Here is a 16000-nt window from a genome sequence, read left to right as displayed (position 1 = left end):
TTAAATCATAAAATCTTATGAAGGAAGCATACGTTCTGGATCAAACTTTCGAAAATGTAGACTTTACTCAAAATCCGTTAGAAAAAGGGGAGTACGAAAACTGTAATTTTCTGAATTGTAATTTTGAATATGAAGACCTTTCCGGTTTTAATTTTAACGACTGCGAATTTATCGGCTGTAATCTAAGCATGGTAAAACTTGTTTCTACAGGTTTTCGCGATGTGAGTTTTAAGGGATCCAAAATGTTCGGACTTCAGTTCAATAACTGTAATGAGTTTGGAATGTCTTTCAGATTTGATGGATGTTCGCTAAACAATTCTATATTTTATCAAACCTCAATCAAGAAAACTTTATTTAAAGATTCAAAATTAATAGAAGTTGATTTCGCTGAATGTGATGTATCAAATTCCGTATTTAATAACTGTGATTTTTCCGGAGCTGTTTTCGATAGAACAAACCTCGAAAAAGCAGATTTAAGAACATCGGTCAACTATTCTATAGATCCTTCTCAAAACAGGCTTAAAAAGGCCAAATTTTCACTTTCTCAAATCTATGGTCTGTTATATAAATTCGATATTGAAATTGATACGAACGGGTGATTTTGGTTGTTAGTTGTTGGCGAAAATTCAAATACAATTTATTTTCAACTTTTATAATTGAAACGGCTTTGTGAAACTAAAAGCAAATAGTATTCAAAAAAACTTAGTGAGCTTGGTGTTCAAAATCGATGACTTTGAATTTTATAGTTAAGCGAGCTAAGTATTGCTATCATTTACTGAGTAGAACGCCATTGCGACCGAAAATATTTAAAATGAGATGCAAAGCTTTAGCGATCGATAGCGTTAAAAAAATAAACAATCGTTTCAGTCTTGTTTTTCTAATATGATGCTTAGATCCTACAGGATGACAAACTTAACGGATATAAACTTTTTGGTAGTCCCCAAGTTTTGGGCTTAATCCAAAATATTCTAAATCTTATTGATCTGTAGCGTTAAAAATTATGTACAATAAAAAAACCATCAAAAATTTTGATGGTTTCATTATTTAAATCAATTATTTAAAATTAAAAACTTGTTCCGTTTGATGCTGGAGTTGTTGCAGCCAGATTGTTTAAAGATTCTCCGTTTTCATTAATCACTCTTTTTCCGAATCTGTATTTTGGACCCCAATAAGAATCATTCAGTGAAGAAACCATTACTCCTTTCGACGTGGCTGCGTGAATAAACTTCACTTCTCCATCTTCTTCTACGCTTTCTACAATTCCTACGTGAGAAATTCTTCTACCGTGAGAAAAGAAGATCAAATCTCCTTTCTGAAGTTCAGATTTTTCAATCTTTTCACCTTCCTGAGCCTGAGAAGCTGCTACTCTTGGTAAGCTAAGCCCTGCTGCTGCACCGAAAACAGAAAGAACGAAAGCTGAACAATCTATACCGTTTCTTGTCATTCCTCCGTATCTGTAAGGTGTTCCAAGGTAAGTTGCTGCTTCCGTAAGGATGTTGTCGATTGTTTTATTATGTTTGATTGCCTTTGCAATCTCAGAATTTTTAACTGCGTTTTTAGCGTTGGCGATAGATGCTGCTTTTTCAGCAAGGAAAGAATCAATTAATCTTTGCTTATCAAGCTCAGCTTTCTTTGTATCAAGAGAAGCAAGTTTGGCATCTGTTTTGTATTCTTTTGTGTAAGTTGCTGGTTTTGAAACTACATAATTAGTAGCACACGATTGCATAGACACTGTAGTAACTAAAGCAACTAAATAAAACAAAACTCTTTTCTTCATATATATTTGATTATCCGTGTTAAAAAGGAATATTTATTTTCAAAAGCATTACAAAAGTATGTATTCCAGCCAAAAGAGCCTTGATATGATTATTGTCAGGTTTGGTTTTTAACACATTTTAACATATTATTTAAGTATGTTAAAGAAAAATAAACCGTAACCGCCTATTTTAGGTGAGTGTACGGTTTTTTTTATTAAGATTCTTTAACAAAACCTGTAGATATTCTTCTACAAATCGAGGTTTAAGATATAAAACTCTAATTTTCACTACTGTTAAAAATAGATAAAAAAACTCCCCGGAAATACCGGGGAGCTTAACTAATATGGAACTTTACAGATGTTACTTTGTAAATAACATTTCTCTATATTTCGTCATTGGCCAAAGTTCATCATCCACCATCATTTCTAGTGCATCAGACGCTTCTCTGATCACATCAAATAAAGGTTTTACTTTGTTGCAATATTCTTCTGCCTGCTTCTGACTTTCTGATACAGCCTTTGCTGCTTCTCTTGCTTTAATTAAATCTTCAACGCCCAGTTTAATCGTAGCAACGTTTTCAGAAATGCTTGTAATTAAGCTCATTTGCTCTTTCGCCAATGATTTGAATTCTTTATCTCCGAAGATCTCTTTAAGACCTTTTACGTTCTCAATTAATCTGTTCTGATAGTTTAAAGCAGAAGGAATGATGTGGTTTCTTGCGATATCACTTAAAACTCTTGCTTCAATATCGATAACTGTTGAATATTTTTCTAATTTAATCTCGTTTCTGGCTTCAACTTCTCTGTGGTTAAAAACTCCGATTTCTTCATATAAATCAAGGAATTTTTGGTTCATTTCCTGCTTAAGTGCTTCAGGAGTTGTTTTCCAGTTGTTCAAACCTCTTTTTTCAGCTTCTTTTGCCCAGTCATCAGAGTATCCGTCCCCTTCAAACATAATGTTTTTACACTGTTTGATGTATTCTCTTAAAATATTGAAGATCGCTTCATCTTTCTTAAGACCTGTTTCAATTAAAGCATCCACTTCTTTTTTGAAATCGCTTAATTGTTTTGCAGCAATCGTGTTCATTACCGTCATAGATTCAGCACAGTTGGCTGCGGAACCTACCGCTCTGATCTCGAATTTATTTCCTGTAAATGCAAATGGAGAAGTTCTGTTTCTGTCAGTATTATCCAACAAAATTTCAGGAATTTTTCCAACAACATTTAATTTAAGATCTGTTTTTTCGTCTGGTGAAAGTTTTCCTTCTGTTACTTTTTCAAGCTCTTCCAAAACTCTAAACAATTGACTTCCGATAAATACAGAAATAATTGCTGGTGGAGCTTCGTTTGCACCTAATCTGTGGTCGTTGCTTGCAGAAGCGATGCTTGCTCTTAAAAGATCGGCATATTCGTAAACCGCTTTAATTGTGTTAACGAAGAATGTTAAGAACTGTAAGTTTTTCTTAGGATTTTTTCCCGGGCTTAAAAGGTTTTCACCTGTATCAGTTGCTAAAGACCAGTTGTTGTGTTTTCCGCTTCCGTTTACCCCTGCGAATGGTTTTTCGTGGAATAAAATGTGGAAATGGTGTCTGTGAGCAATTCTTGCCATAACGTCCATCAACAAAGAGTTGTGGTCTACGGCAACGTTTACTTCTTCAAACATTGGAGCAAGCTCAAATTGGTTTGGAGCCACTTCGTTGTGTCTCGTAGTAACTGGAATACCCAATTTCATACATTCGATTTCCAACTCTTTCATGAAGTTCATTACTCTTGTAGGAATTGAACCGAAATAGTGGTCATCTAACTGCTGTCCTTTTGCCGGAGAATGCCCTAACAAAGTTTTCCCTGTTAATACAAGGTCCGGACGAGATTGATACAATGCTGAATCAACCAGGAAATATTCTTGCTCCCAACCTAAAGTAGGAGTTACTTTTGTTACATTTTTGTCGAAATACTGCATTACGTTGGTTGCAGCTTCGTCTACAGCGTTCAAAGCTCTTAAAAGAGGTGCTTTATAATCTAAAGTTTCTCCTGTATAAGAGATGAAAATTGAAGGAATACAAAGTGTAGTTCCCATAATGAAAGCCGGAGAAGTAGGGTCCCAAGCTGTATAACCTCTTGCTTCGAAAGTGTTTCTGATTCCTCCGTTCGGGAAAGAAGAAGCATCTGGTTCTTGCTGAATCAATAAGTTTCCGCTGAATCTTTCAATCGCTCTTCCTCCTTCGATTGGCGTGAAGAAAGAATCGTGCTTTTCCGCAGTTGTCCCTGTCAAAGGTTGAAACCAGTGTGTGTAGTGAGTTACTCCTTTGCTCATTGCCCAGTCTTTCATAGCTACTGCTACCTGATCTGCAATGTGTCTTTGGATTTTAGTTCCTTTTTTTACCGCATCCATAATAGACTGGAATGCTTCTTTCGTTAAATATTCTCTCATTGTTTCTTCTGAGAAAACATTTTGGCAGAATAATTCTGATAATTTTACAGGAACTTCCACAGAGTTATCTCTTCTAAAGTCCTTAAATGGTAAAGTTTCTAACGCTTTGAATCTTAAAGTTGACATATAGGTTAATTTTTACGGGGCAAATTTACAAAAAAAATGAATTGAAAATATTTTTACCCCCAAAATTTAAGGGGTATTTTGAATTTTAACTAAATTTTAAACAATGATTTGATTTTTGATAGGGGTAAACGAAATTATTGTTTCTAATGTGAAGAAAAATTATTCTAAATTTCTTTCTCGATACCTTAATATATAGTACTTTTAGAAACCTATCATTATTTAATGGTCAAGAATTATGTAATTGATTTTTAACGATTTAAAATATTAAATATATTTTTCGTAACTTAGCAGACTTTTTATAAAAATTTTAATATATGACAAATTCTAGAGCAAGAGAAACTACCGAAGCAATTGAAAGACTATACATATCTATGAGACATTTGTTTTATAGAGGTTTTTTCAAGCCGAGCGGAGTTTCAGGAGAAAGCATTAGAAGTTTGTTGAAGACGATCAATCCGGAAATTTACGGTACCATGAGCATTCCAAGCAAGTTGGAATTGGATGGTTTGATGTATGTTTTAGACAGACTTCCAGAAGGTATTGAAGAATGTGCTTTCATTCATTTAACTTCAGACGAAGGTTTTGATAAAGGAAGCTTTGAGCCGATCGTTCCCAAAAAGAGAAGAAGAAACTGTTACAGAATCGACGAACACCAAATGAATATTGAAGTTCTTTTGGGACGTTCTGAAATTTATGATATTCTTACTCACCTTACATTTTTATTTATAGAAGCCGATAAAATCAGAAATCTGGCTTTCATCCAAGATGAAAATTGGAAACCGACACGTGCTTTTAAAATTATTGAAGAAGTAGTAAAAGGCGAAAAGAAATTCAGCAGAAAAGAAAAAGAAGTTGCTTTAATTCATTTGTCTTCTTTAATCGGAAGAACTTTTGATGAAACATTAACCGCTTATAATACTTTCGGTGATGATACAAATCCTGACCGTTTATTTAAAATCATCTACAACTTAGGAAAAGTAAGTCTGGAAGATGCAAAACAGACGAGAGAAAGAGAGATTCATTTCAGTGCTATTTTAAAGGAAAGAGTAGGGCACCATTATTTTGGTGAAAAATGGGCAGACAAAGTGAAAGAAGTTTTATTTGAAAACAATCTTCACATGCGTCCGTTGCACATTATTTCTGCCAACATGCACTCGGTGAAAAATATGCTGTACGCCAACGATGCATTAAAGAAAAAAGATAACAAAGAGGTTGATTATAAGCTTTACGGAGAAATTTCTGATAAAAAAGAACTTCGCGACAAAGTTTCAAAATTCGCTTTGGAAGAAGGTTTAATTTATATTAATGATAAAAGCGGAAGTAATATTGATGTTCAGATCATTGATTTAAACAAAACAAACCTTAAAAACACGCCTTTTCACGATATTAAATTTGGTGGAGACGATGTAATTATGGTTTTTGATTACGCTTTTGGCGAACAGGCTTATGAGGTAATGGATGAATTATTAAGACCTTACGAGCATAAAGGAGAAGTTTATATGATGAAAGTAAAATCTGTTTCCATCATGGGTAAAGCAGGAATTCTGGAAGGTGGAAAAGGTGATATTATGATCCCGACTTCACACATTTTTGAAGGAACGGCCGATAATTATCCTTTTGAAAACGCTTTGAAAAAAGAAGATTTCCATGATGATGAATTGAAAGCTTTTGAAGGTCCGATGATTACTGTTTTGGGAACTTCGCTTCAAAACAGAGATATTCTTTCTTATTTCATGAATACTTCTTGGAAAGCGATCGGACTTGAAATGGAAGGGGCACACTACCAAAAAGCAATTCAGGTGGCGTCTAAAATCAGACATCATATCTCACCGGATCTTTTTGTGATGTATGCTTATTATGCTTCGGATAATCCTTTGGAAACGGGAAGTACACTTTCTTCAGGTGGTTTGGGATTAACAGGTGTAAAGCCAACCTATCTGATCACGCTAAGAATCTTAGAAAAGATCTTACAAAGCGGAAAAAAAGAAGTTGCTGCTAAGAAATAATTTTTAATTCTTATTAGAAAATACAATCCTTCAAAGTTTTTAAAGCTTTGAGGGATTTTTTTGTTTAAACACTAATGGCTCAAATGTTTTGAAAAGATTACACTAATTTTATTTGTGCTAAATATTGTTGTTATATTTCATCTCTCGCAGATCAAGCAAATCTAACAGATGTTTGAGTTAAAAAAATCAACGAAATCTGCAAAATCAGTGAGATAAAAATTTAACAATCAAAGATAAATTTCATCTAAAAAAGATTCAAACCTCAACAATAACTCCACATTTGAGGTTCTTGTTTAAATTAACTACCTTTAGAAAAATAAAAAATTTTAAATGAAAAAATCGGTTGCAATCCTGTTTGCGTTTATAATTTCTCAGTTTCAGGCTCAGCAGGGCCCTTATTATCAGCAGAGTGCGAAGTACAAGATGGATATTGATGTGAACGCTGAAAAATTTACTTATCAAGGAAATCAGACTTTAGAATATACTAATAATTCTCCGGACGAGCTTAACGTTGTTTATTTCCATTTGTATTGGAATGCATTTAAACCAAACTCGATGATGGATCAAAGAGTTGCTAGTCAGGGAAAAAATGGGGATTCGAGATTGCAAAAAGATGGAATTTCAAGATTATCTTCTATTCCGAAAGATCAGGAAGGAGCACAAAATATTCACTGGATCAAACAAAACGGCAAAGACCTGAAATTTGAAGTTCAGGAAACCATTATGAAGGTATATTTAGCGGAACCTATCAAGCCAAATTCAACCACTACTTTCACGATGGATTGGGATGCAGTGATTCCTCAGCAAATTCGTAGAAGCGGAAGAAATAACAGAGAAGGCGTTGATATGACGATGACGCAATGGTATCCGAAAATCGCGGAATATGATTATGATGGTTGGGCGACTTTCGATTATATGGGAAGAGAGTTTCATGCACCGTTTTCAGATTTTGATGTAACGATTAAAATCAATAAAGATTATGTTGTGGGAGCTGGAGGAATTCTTGAAAATCCTACAGAAGTTAAAGGATATGACGCGAATGCAAAGATCAAAGCCGAAAAAAATAAAAAAGCAACATGGAAATGGAATGCGAAAAACATTCTTGATTTCGCTTGGAGCGCCGACAGAGATTACATCGTAAAAAGTTTTGATGTTCCACAAGGTCCGAAAGTTTTCTTTGTATATCAACCCAATGATAAAACAAAAGTTTGGGAGGAAGCTCAACCGTATGTGACGAAATATTTCCAAATCATGAATTCTCATTTTGGTAAATATGTCTATCCAACGTACGCGTTTATCCAAGGTGGAGACGGCGGAATGGAGTATGGAATGTGTACCATGATCCTTGGTGAATCTAAAAATATTAAAGATTTAATGGGATTGATGGCTCATGAAGGTTCTCACTCTTGGTATCAACAAATGTTGGCCACCAATGAATCGATGCGCCCGTGGATGGATGAAGGCTTTACAAGTTATGCGGAAGGATATGTGATGTACCAGTTGTTTCCAGAAGAGCTTCCGAATCCTTTTATGGAAAGATTGAATGCTTACAGAAGTTTCATCAAAAAAGGAATTGAAGAACCGGCTGTTTGGTTAGGCGATCACCACGACAACGGAACGTCTTATACGTATGCTTCTTATGTGAAAGGAGAATTGTATTTGGTGCAGTTGGGTTACATTATGGGTGAGCATAATTTAGCTGAAACTTTAAAGCAATATTACGATCAGTGGGCAATGAAACATCCGTCTGACAGAGACTTTTTACATATCGCTCAGAAAGTTTCAGGGATGGATTTGAAGTGGTTCCAAAATTATTGGATCAACACCACAAAAACCATCGATTATGGTATTAAAGATGTGAAATATGATGCAAAATCTACGACGATTACTTTAATTAATAAAGGTCAGGTTCCGATGCCGATTGATTTCAGTATTATGACTACCGATAAGAAAATTGTAACGTATCAGATTCCTTTAAACATGACGCATACTTGGAAAGAAAAAGATATGTATGGCGAGTTTAAAACGATGCCGTATTGGCCTTGGACTCAGAAGGAATATACGGTAACGGTTCCTTATACAAAATCTCAATTATCTGTTTTAGGCATTGATTTCAGCCAACGATTGGCAGATGTGAATATGGAAGATAATTTTGTAGAAGTGAAGTAATTGATCTTTTGAAATATATAGAATCCTGCAGCGAGCTGTGGGATTTTTTTGTTTCTTTAAATTCTCTTTGACTTAATTACGGCAAAAGACAGATTAAAAAAAATATTATTTGCAGATTCTACACTTTATATGTTCAAAAATTATTTATTAAATAAGAATTAACATTACTTAATTAAATAATTATCATCATTTGATTTCAAACAATATGTGGGAAACAAAAGTAGTTTGTATTTTGTTACAAACACCCCTGTTTTAACTCCCCGCATTTTGTATTTTATTACAAACAAGGTTGTTTTAAATAAATGTAACAAGTATTTTGTTTAAAACAACCTTGTTTGTAACCTCCGTAAAAATAATTTGGTCTTAATCCGGTTTTTATTGCACGAATAAATTTTCACTTCATCTAATCCATGATATTTTTAAACAGAAGAGCATTTTATAAGAGATTAAGGGATAGTTTTTATGAAAATCATTAAATTTATTCCCTCAAAATAAAAGCAAGAGTTTCAATATTATGTAATGAAATTCTTCTGAAAAATATGTCAATGAATTCAATCGTAATCAACGTAGGAAACAGTAATATCAGATTTGGTCTTTTTGATGATGATAATTGTGATATTTCGTGGGTCATCAATACAAAACCTTACCGCACGGCAGACGAACTGTATGTACAGATGCTGATGCTGTATCAAACTTATAAAATTGAACCCCAAGAGATCGATAAAGTTATTATCGGCTCTGTGGTACCTCAGCTTACCAAGGTTATCAGTGCTGCTATCAGAAAGATTCATGAAGTGGCTCCTGTGATTGTCGACAGTACAACACCGTCTGTGGTTCAGGCAAAATCGAAGTCGCGAGGAACTGATATTTTCGCTAATCTTGTCGCTGCACACATGCTGTATCCGGGGAAAAAGAAAATCGTTTTAGATTTCGGAACGGCGCTTACGGCAAGTTGTATTTCGGAAACGGGAGAATCTTTGGGAGTGATTATTGCTCCGGGAATTATTACCGCTTTAAATTCATTAATCAGCCATACAGCACAACTTCCGGAAATTGAATTAAAAAAACCTAAAACAGTTCTCGGTCTGGATACTGTAAGTTGTATGCAAAGTGGTATGGTTTACGGATTTTTAGGAATGGTAGAAGGTTTTATCGATAGAATAAATGATGAGGTAAATGATGACTGTTTCGTAATTGCCACGGGAGGAGTTTCTCATGTTTACAAACCGCTCACGGATAAAATTCATGTGATGGACAGACTTCATACCTTAAAAGGATTGTATTTTTTAGGAAAAGATTTATAAATAAGATTGAGGTTTAGGCTGAGGTTTAGTAATGTAAAAACATATTTACCTGAATCTTAGCTTGAATTTCAAAAAAAAAGCAATGAAAAATTTCCCCACAATAAAAACTGAAAGGTTGATTCTTTCTGAATTAAAAGAAGAAGATCTTCCTTTGGTTGTAGAATATATGCAGGATAAAGAATATTCTGATTATACATCTACAATCCCTTATCCCTACCGAAAAGAAGATGGTGATTTCTGGCTGAAACTGGTGAGAGAGGCATTCGCTTCTAAGAAGGGATATACCTTCGCGATCCGCGATACATCCGGAAAAATTATCGGAGCGATTGGTCTGCACGATGAAGGTCATGATAAAGCAGAAATGGGCTACTGGATGGCAAAATCTTTCTGGAATAAAGGGTATGTAACCGAAGCTGCCAAAGCCATTGTAGATTTTGGATTTAACGAATTGAACTTTAACAAGATCTTTGCGATTCATTTTCCTCACAATCCGGCGTCAGGAAAGATCATGCAGAAAATAGGAATGCAACAGGAGGCAATTTTAAAACAACATCTGAAGAAAGACGGGAAATATTACGATATCCCAATGTATTCTATTTTTAAAAATAAGGATTAACTTATCTTAAAGGGAAAAGTATTCCATTGATAAACGCCGTCACTTCGAGTGAAATTCTGAAAGAATTTTGTATCGAGAAGCTGAGTCTGATGAAATTTCGGGAGATATTTTTCATCATACTTTATCCGAAATTAAAATATTATCTTTTCGATCTAAAAAACTCTCTCACAATAGAAGAGCATTCCCTTTCCATAATTCCTGTAACAATCTCTGTTTTGGGATGAAGTGATAAATTTTTATTGATAAATCCTCGCTGTTCGTCTCTCGCGCCAATCACAACCTTTGTAATTTGCGACCAGGAAAGTGCTCCCGAACACATGACACAGGGTTCCATCGTTACATACATTGTACAGTTGATAAGATATTTTCCGCCCAGAAAGTTCGCAGCAGAAGTAATCGCCTGCATTTCGGCATGAGCGGTTACATCATTTAAAGCTTCGGTAAGATTGTGCGATCTTGCAATCACTCGGTCGTTGGAAACAATCACACATCCGATGGGAACCTCATCTTTTTCCAAGGCAATTTCGGCTTCCTGCAAAGCCATTTTCATAAAATATTCGTCGGTAAACATTTATCTGTCGATATTCATAGTTAAAGGAAGACTAAAACGGTATCTCACCGATTCGCCATTGACGACTGCCGGACTGAATTTCTCCGAGACAGAATACATCGCAATTTCTGCCTGTCTGTTGAAAGTGAAATTTTCTCCCTGCGCATGAACGTTGGTGATGCTGCCGTCTTTTTCAACAATAAACGCAACATTGGTCTTAATGGTTTTGTTTTCAGAATATACTCCCGGCGAATAAAAAAGATCGGAAACTTCTTTTCTTAAAGCATTAATTCCTCCCGGATAATCTGCATTTTTCTCAATATTTGCAGGGGTTTTAACCAAATGATTAGCAGTGTCTTTTTTATCGTTTTTCTGACCGATTTTTTTGAGGTCTTCTAAGTTTCTCACTTTTAGCAAAGCACCAATCAAGGCTACATTTTCAATACTATCCATTTTCTTCATGAAAAGCACAAAATCCTGTCGAATCAATGTTTTGCTGAAAGTATTGGCTTCAGCATCAAATTTCTTTTTAAACTCGTTGGTGAGCATGTTTCGGTGCTGATTGTAAAAACCTCTCACATGCTTGAATTCTTCTGTCTGTTGTGAAAAACAAAAAGAAGAAATAAGGCAAAACAAATAAAGAAATAGAGATCTCAAATTGATATATTTATGTAAATATAATCAAAAAAATCTATAAAAACACGGTTTTATTGCTCAAGATAATTGTTCAGTGATTCCTGTAGATGCGTGCGAATATCGTCAACTAAAACTTTAGGTTCCAGAACCTGAACTTCTTTTCCGTACGATAAAATTTCCTGCATAAAGTCGTAAGTTGGATGCAGAAAAAACTCGAAAAAAGTCTCTGTCTGAGTTTCTTTTGTTTCTTTCTGAGACTGATGAAGCGGAAAACTTTTGATGTATTCGCCTTGATGTTTACTGCATTTCAGAACAATTTTCTGTGGTTTTTGTTCTGCCAGATTCATCACGCCGAAAGCATTTTTAAAATGTTCCTTGAAATTATAATTATACTTTTCCTTGAATTTTTTGTCGCTTACATCCAGATAATTAATTCTGTCTAAACCGAAAGATTTCAATACTTTATCTTTTGTGTCAATCGCGATAAGATACCATCTGTCTTTTGATTCTTTCAACGCCAATGGATGAACTTTTCGTGAAGTCATCAGCTTGTTTTTATAATTATAATGTTCGAAAGTAGCAACCCTTTTGTTGCGGATGGCAAAGAAAAGATCATAAAAATTTTCAACACCTGTAGGTTTTCGGCTTTCAAAAAAGATATAATTGGCAAAGTCAGGATGATTGTTCAGCGCGTTACTTACTTGGAAAGATTCCAGTAGTTTTTGGTTGTATTCATCCACTTCCATGATGGGGCGACTTTCGATATAATAACGGTTGTCTCCTTTTTTTTTGTTGTGAATGGAAAGGTTAAAAAGGTCAGAAATCTCACGAATATCCCTCTGCAAGGTACGAATAGAATAGCTTTTAATATCCGCGTCCTGAAATTCGAAAGAGTTGAGTAGATAGTCCTCCAGCTGCGAATAGGTAGCCGGAGAACTTTCTAATCTTTTTATTATTAAGGCATATCTTGTAAGGTAAAAATCTTTTTTCATGATCTAATTTTATACCACAAATATATGCGCTTAATGCGACAAAAGGTGTCGTGTTTTATTTTTTTGTGAGAAGATTTATAAATTTCCCATTGGGTTCGGCTTTGCCCCTTGACTTATTAATCTATGTTTCATTTTTCTAAAATAATCAATGTTTCCAAAGGTCCCATCCTGAAAATCTTCTTTGTAAAGACCCCCGTCTCTCATGGGGTCAATTAAATATGCAGGAAACACTTTATCTAATGCTTGTTTGTTTTCTTTACTTATTAATGAATCATTTTTGTAAAGGCTAACACTATCAATTCCAATCCAATTATAAAGAAAACGAATATCCTCAAACTGAGAACTATTATCAATATATAGTCTATAAATAGAGGGACGATTTACTTTTCTTATTATGTATTTCCAGTCTTCCAAAGAGAAATCTTTCCACAATTCAGGAATAATTAAAAGCAAGCTTCTGGTATCTGAGTTCCTGAAATTATTAGCGTTCAGAATTTCTACGATTAAATCTTTTGTATTGTATGTTAATAATTCTTTTTTTAAAGACTTGTAAGAGTCCCAGCCTTTCTCTTTAATACTTATAGATAATTTTTCTATGGTAACCCTCATATTTATTGATATTTAATCAAGCGCAAATTTCATTTTAATTTGCTCAATTAAAAATGGTAAATCTTCTATTGCTTTATCAATGATTTCTTTATCAATATTATTTATGTCATTTTCAGATTTCTTGAAAATATTGTTTTTATAGAAATATTCTGGAATGATAATATAATTTTTACTATTTTCGGAAGTTGCCATTACCCAGTTAATGTTTTTAGTGAAACTATTTACAACTCCAACTAATTTTTTATACACAATGTCATCTTTTGCTGTATTTTTAAATCTAAAAATTAGATTAAATATTTTAGCATATTTTTCATCTATATTGTGGGTTGTAACAAATGCAGATTCTATTGGTTTTATTTTTTCTAAAGTTTCAAAAAGTAGTGTATTCATTTTCTATAATTTTATGGTGTGACATCTTTAATATTTAATCCATTAGGGTTTATTTTATCCATTTCTTCTAAATATTTTTTTAATGATACCGGAGCGTTCGAAAACCATGGATCAAAAACAAAATCGTTATTAACAAATATTTGATGATAAACCCATTCGTCTATAATTCCATTTTCGAACCCTTTCATCCATCTTCCTTGTTTGGGTGTAAGCTCTAATATTTTACCATATTTAAAATCACTCAGAATTTCTTCTGCTATTTCTGAACAGTCTAATAAGTCATTTTTAGCAATAATTTTAGCTGTATCAAAAATCTTACTATTAAGCAATTGATCTAAAACGTCCTTTACTTTTGCAATATCGAAACTAGCTTTTTTTAACTCCATTAAAGCTTTCCGATATAATTTATCAGACTGTTTTCCTTGAATCACTAATTCCCCGTTATAAATCAATGCAAAGGTTTTGTTTGGATTTACAGCATCTATTATATATGGATTTACACTTTTACCTTTATTAATATTTTCAGTAATAGTAGCTACTTTCATTTCTATAAAAAATGCCCCATTTTGGATTAAGGCATCACATTCCTTAGTTGATTTAAAGAACCCTGCGCTGGGTATTACCCATTCAGTTGGTTGAAACAAACGTAGATCTTTTCTTTGAAAAGCTCCCGGATGAAATTCTATAAAAGTACTAATTGCAAGAGCTTGTAATCCTTGTTTCACCTTTGTAGAAGCTTTTGTAAATAAAGATAAAAGACCTTTATAAAAACTTACAATTATTTGCGGAGCTGCTAAAATTAATCCTCCTTTGTCATAGATAAGATCCCAGTCCTTTAAAAACTGTTCCCCTCCCGGTAGCTTAGCAATTTCACTACGAAATGTTTGTATCGTAAGGTCCATTCCTGATAAAAAAAGATCAGCCGCTGCTGCTAATGCAATATATGGATTTCCTGTAAATAATAAAGTACCTACTCCTAAAATTACTCCTACCATATCTGCCACTATGCGGATAGTATTACTGAGATTTTGCAAATTTTCCGCATCTGCAAGAGCTTTTATATAAATAGCAGGAACTGCAAAAGGTTGCGCTTCATGCTCTTGTCCTGTTTCTTTATCAATAGTTGGATTGTTCTCATCAATAAAGAAAACCATGTCTAAAGGAAAATACTGATTTCCTTCATCAAGATTTTTCGTTATTTTTTTCGTTGTTTTTTGTTTTGCTCCAGTGGAGATTCCCAAATCATCAGTCTCATAATTTTCTTCTTCTAAAATATATTCTTGTTGTTGCTGTAGAAAAAAAGTATTTTCATCAGATTTTCCAAAAGTGAGAAAATCACCTCCCAATTCTGTAAGCTTTGTGTTAACATTATAATTCTTACCTATTCTGAACGTTGCAGACTTTTCATCTGGACGATTATGAGAAAAATTGCAATATTGCATAAGAATTGTGGCAAAAATGATTTTATTGGATTCCATTTTCCCATCCATTTCACTTGCACCATCTAGATTAAAGTAAATACGATTACAAAGGTTTGGATCTTTTTTAAATTGGTTTATTAGATAAATATGATCTAAACATTTCAATGCATTTACTAAAGCTGAACTTCCATCTCGCCATCCACTAAAGATTCCACTATCATCATCAAAGTCTGTTAAATTTTGTATATGTCCAAAAATTGTATTGCTATCAAGAAAATTTGAGAGATTTACAATTATGGTATCCGGAATATTTTCATATAAAAATTTTAGACGATGAGGCGTGCTTTCATTTTGTAAAAGATGAGCAAAATTGCTTAAAAAATAATTATAATCAGCTTCATATTTGTCTATATCTCCGTAGTTTAAAAGAATATTTAAGTTTCTAAATTCCTGATAATAAATTGTTTCTAAAACAAATGCTGTCTCAGTTGTATTTGCATAATAAAAATGTAATCTATAAAATATTTTCTTTTGACTAAGATCTATTTCTTGTGTGACTCTTACATCATTCCACTTTATACTTACATTACCAATTTTAGGATTTCTATATACCTTTAAACGAATGAAGCCATCTTTATCATATTTAATAGATTTTTGAGAAAAATTGGTTTTTAAATCTTTTTGATTATAGGAAAATTGGTAGTCATGTAGACCGCTATTGGACGATTTTATTTTTATAATTAATAATTCTAAATTTATATATTCATCTGTTTCCCAATCTGAAATATTTGATATTGCTGTAGTATTATTTTCAAGAGTAGATTTTTTTGAAGAACTATCAAAAGAGCTGTTATTACCCGACAATTTTGAACTTGTAGTATTTCCTTCTAAAATCTTATTGAATGTATTTCCAATAAGAGGATTATTTAATATTTCTAAACTCATTTTGTGATTTTTAAGGTTAAAAAATCAGAGTGGTAAGCTCTGCTTAGAT

General features: G+C 33.5%; 13 protein-coding genes. 5 read left to right on the top strand and 8 right to left on the bottom strand.

Annotation, left to right across the window (positions count from 1 at the left end; translation table 11 throughout):
- Window positions 1–17: 17 nt before the first annotated feature.
- The gene (locus ABEG63_RS04350) at window positions 18–599 is read left to right on the top strand and encodes a pentapeptide repeat-containing protein (protein WP_346583240.1); all 582 of its coding nucleotides are present in this window, start codon (window positions 18–20) and stop codon (window positions 597–599) included.
- A gap of 464 nt (window positions 600–1063) precedes the next feature.
- Here the strand turns inward: ABEG63_RS04350 and ABEG63_RS04345 are convergent, their stop codons facing one another.
- Window positions 1064–1777 carry a C40 family peptidase gene (locus tag ABEG63_RS04345; RefSeq protein WP_346583238.1) on the bottom strand — a complete coding sequence of 238 codons (714 nt, stop codon included), beginning with the start codon at window positions 1775–1777 and terminating at the stop codon, window positions 1064–1066.
- A 340-nt stretch (window positions 1778–2117) separates the two neighbouring features.
- Window positions 2118–4313, bottom strand: coding sequence for a glutamine synthetase III (locus tag ABEG63_RS04340; protein ID WP_267403271.1), 2196 nt, complete (start codon window positions 4311–4313; stop codon window positions 2118–2120).
- Window positions 4314–4627: 314 nt separating this feature from the next.
- On the opposite strand from ABEG63_RS04340, the gene ABEG63_RS04335 reads away from it, so the two are divergent.
- The 4 genes from ABEG63_RS04335 to ABEG63_RS04320 all read left to right on the top strand — a co-directional run bounded on the left by ABEG63_RS04335 (window position 4628) and on the right by ABEG63_RS04320 (window position 10408).
- On the top strand, window positions 4628–6319 hold the full coding sequence (locus tag ABEG63_RS04335) for a hypothetical protein (RefSeq protein WP_312391976.1): 1692 nt from the start codon (window positions 4628–4630) through the stop codon (window positions 6317–6319).
- A 330-nt stretch (window positions 6320–6649) separates the two neighbouring features.
- Window positions 6650–8488 carry a M1 family metallopeptidase gene (locus tag ABEG63_RS04330; RefSeq protein WP_346583234.1) on the top strand — a complete coding sequence of 613 codons (1839 nt, stop codon included), beginning with the start codon at window positions 6650–6652 and terminating at the stop codon, window positions 8486–8488.
- A gap of 545 nt (window positions 8489–9033) precedes the next feature.
- The gene (locus ABEG63_RS04325) at window positions 9034–9792 is read left to right on the top strand and encodes a type III pantothenate kinase (RefSeq protein WP_312392034.1); all 759 of its coding nucleotides are present in this window, start codon (window positions 9034–9036) and stop codon (window positions 9790–9792) included.
- An 82-nt stretch (window positions 9793–9874) separates the two neighbouring features.
- On the top strand, window positions 9875–10408 hold the full coding sequence (locus ABEG63_RS04320; protein WP_346583232.1) for a GNAT family N-acetyltransferase: 534 nt from the start codon (window positions 9875–9877) through the stop codon (window positions 10406–10408).
- A 139-nt stretch (window positions 10409–10547) separates the two neighbouring features.
- Here ABEG63_RS04320 and ABEG63_RS04315 read toward each other — a convergent pair whose 3' ends face one another.
- The 6 genes from ABEG63_RS04315 to ABEG63_RS04290 all read right to left on the bottom strand — a co-directional run bounded on the left by ABEG63_RS04315 (window position 10548) and on the right by ABEG63_RS04290 (window position 15951).
- Complete coding sequence (locus ABEG63_RS04315; protein WP_346583230.1) at window positions 10548–10979, bottom strand: nucleoside deaminase; 432 nt, start codon at window positions 10977–10979, stop codon at window positions 10548–10550.
- A complete protein-coding gene (locus tag ABEG63_RS04310) occupies window positions 10980–11537 on the bottom strand; it encodes a hypothetical protein (RefSeq protein WP_267406642.1) in 558 nt (185 codons plus the stop codon). It abuts the gene before it with no gap.
- A 128-nt stretch (window positions 11538–11665) separates the two neighbouring features.
- Window positions 11666–12586 (bottom strand): WYL domain-containing protein, encoded by a 921-nt coding sequence (locus ABEG63_RS04305; protein WP_267406644.1) that lies wholly within the window; start codon window positions 12584–12586, stop codon window positions 11666–11668.
- Between the two features lie 75 nt (window positions 12587–12661).
- Window positions 12662–13195, bottom strand: a complete 534-nt coding sequence (locus tag ABEG63_RS04300) for a hypothetical protein (protein WP_346583227.1) — start codon at window positions 13193–13195, stop codon at window positions 12662–12664.
- Window positions 13196–13207: 12 nt separating this feature from the next.
- Entirely contained in the window at window positions 13208–13585 is a 378-nt protein-coding gene (locus ABEG63_RS04295; protein ID WP_346583226.1) for a hypothetical protein, read from the bottom strand.
- An 11-nt stretch (window positions 13586–13596) separates the two neighbouring features.
- Window positions 13597–15951, bottom strand: a complete 2355-nt coding sequence (locus tag ABEG63_RS04290; RefSeq protein WP_346583224.1) for a hypothetical protein — start codon at window positions 15949–15951, stop codon at window positions 13597–13599.
- Between the last annotated feature and the right edge of the window lie 49 nt (window positions 15952–16000).

Source organism: Chryseobacterium sp. C39-AII1 (genome assembly GCF_039672645.1).
Taxonomy (GTDB): Bacteria; Bacteroidota; Bacteroidia; order Flavobacteriales; family Weeksellaceae; genus Chryseobacterium.
Note: the sequence above shows the minus strand (reverse complement) of the source record. Positions and strands in the feature narration are given on the sequence as shown.

Excerpts from the sequence above, each read along its gene's own strand:
- ABEG63_RS04325 (WP_312392034.1), top strand. The coding sequence starts at position 9,034 with ATGAATTCAATCGTAATCAACGTAGGAAACAGTAATATCAGATTTGGT.
- ABEG63_RS04330 (WP_346583234.1), top strand. The coding sequence starts at position 6,650 with ATGAAAAAATCGGTTGCAATCCTGTTTGCGTTTATAATTTCTCAGTTT.
- ABEG63_RS04295 (WP_346583226.1), bottom strand. The coding sequence starts at position 13,585 with ATGAATACACTACTTTTTGAAACTTTAGAAAAAATAAAACCAATAGAA.
- ABEG63_RS04290 (WP_346583224.1), bottom strand. The coding sequence starts at position 15,951 with ATGAGTTTAGAAATATTAAATAATCCTCTTATTGGAAATACATTCAAT.
- ABEG63_RS04345 (WP_346583238.1), bottom strand. The coding sequence starts at position 1,777 with ATGAAGAAAAGAGTTTTGTTTTATTTAGTTGCTTTAGTTACTACAGTG.
- ABEG63_RS04320 (WP_346583232.1), top strand. The coding sequence starts at position 9,875 with ATGAAAAATTTCCCCACAATAAAAACTGAAAGGTTGATTCTTTCTGAA.
- ABEG63_RS04300 (WP_346583227.1), bottom strand. The coding sequence starts at position 13,195 with ATGAGGGTTACCATAGAAAAATTATCTATAAGTATTAAAGAGAAAGGC.
- ABEG63_RS04305 (WP_267406644.1), bottom strand. The coding sequence starts at position 12,586 with ATGAAAAAAGATTTTTACCTTACAAGATATGCCTTAATAATAAAAAGA.
- ABEG63_RS04335 (WP_312391976.1), top strand. The coding sequence starts at position 4,628 with ATGACAAATTCTAGAGCAAGAGAAACTACCGAAGCAATTGAAAGACTA.
- ABEG63_RS04315 (WP_346583230.1), bottom strand. The coding sequence starts at position 10,979 with ATGTTTACCGACGAATATTTTATGAAAATGGCTTTGCAGGAAGCCGAA.
- ABEG63_RS04350 (WP_346583240.1), top strand. The coding sequence starts at position 18 with ATGAAGGAAGCATACGTTCTGGATCAAACTTTCGAAAATGTAGACTTT.
- ABEG63_RS04340 (WP_267403271.1), bottom strand. The coding sequence starts at position 4,313 with ATGTCAACTTTAAGATTCAAAGCGTTAGAAACTTTACCATTTAAGGAC.